Source organism: Vibrio satsumensis, assembly GCF_050337435.1.
GTDB lineage: Bacteria > Pseudomonadota > Gammaproteobacteria > Enterobacterales > Vibrionaceae > Vibrio > Vibrio satsumensis.
Genome location: NZ_JAKJSX010000032.1, coordinates 1 through 648 on the forward strand (window position 1 = coordinate 1; position 648 = coordinate 648).

The 648-nt window shown below is 42.0% G+C and carries 3 tRNA genes; all 3 read left to right on the plus strand.

The annotated features are described in order from the left end of the window. Positions 1 to 13: 13 nt before the first annotated feature. The 3 genes from L4C44_RS22785 to L4C44_RS22795 all read left to right on the plus strand — a co-directional run bounded on the left by L4C44_RS22785 (position 14) and on the right by L4C44_RS22795 (position 276). Positions 14 to 89: transfer RNA gene (locus tag L4C44_RS22785), tRNA-Glu, on the plus strand. A 2-nt stretch (positions 90 to 91) separates the two neighbouring features. Further along, positions 92 to 167: transfer RNA gene (locus tag L4C44_RS22790), tRNA-Lys, on the plus strand. 33 nt (positions 168 to 200) lie between these two features. Next, positions 201 to 276: transfer RNA gene (locus L4C44_RS22795), tRNA-Val, on the plus strand. Positions 277 to 648: the final 372 nt, after the last annotated feature.

Here is a 648-nt window from a genome sequence, read left to right on the forward strand (position 1 = left end):
AATAATTAGCAGTGTCCCGTTCGTCTAGAGGCCTAGGACACCGCCCTTTCACGGCGGTAACAGGGGTTCGACTCCCCTACGGGATACCATTGGGTCGTTAGCTCAGTTGGTAGAGCAGTTGACTTTTAATCAATTGGTCGCAGGTTCGAATCCTGCACGACCCACCATTCTTTCTCCACGAAGGAATTAAAACTTTTAGTGGGCGATTAGCTCAGTTGGGAGAGCACCTGCCTTACAAGCAGGGGGTCACTGGTTCGAGCCCGGTATCGCCCACCATTCTCTAAATATTCTTGGAAGTTAAAACTCCAAACCACTTCTTATGTCGCTGGTTTGATTTTTCGACTGTGAGAGTCTTTAGAAAATGTGAATTTTAGAACACTGGTTCTTAAAGTCTCATGCTCTTTAACAATTTGGAAAGCTGACTGATTGATTACTTACGAGTAATTCAATCAAATTTAAAAGTTCTCAATGTTTAYCTTTATGGTAAACACAACAAACACATTCAAGTGTCTTGTATTCGATTCAAACTTGTTTGAATCACATTGAGTCCGGCAAACAGTTATCAAGAATTAACCCTTCTTGATGACAACCAAAAACCTTGGTTAGTTGCCATACGCTAAGACCCTTTCGGGTTGTATGGTTAAGTGA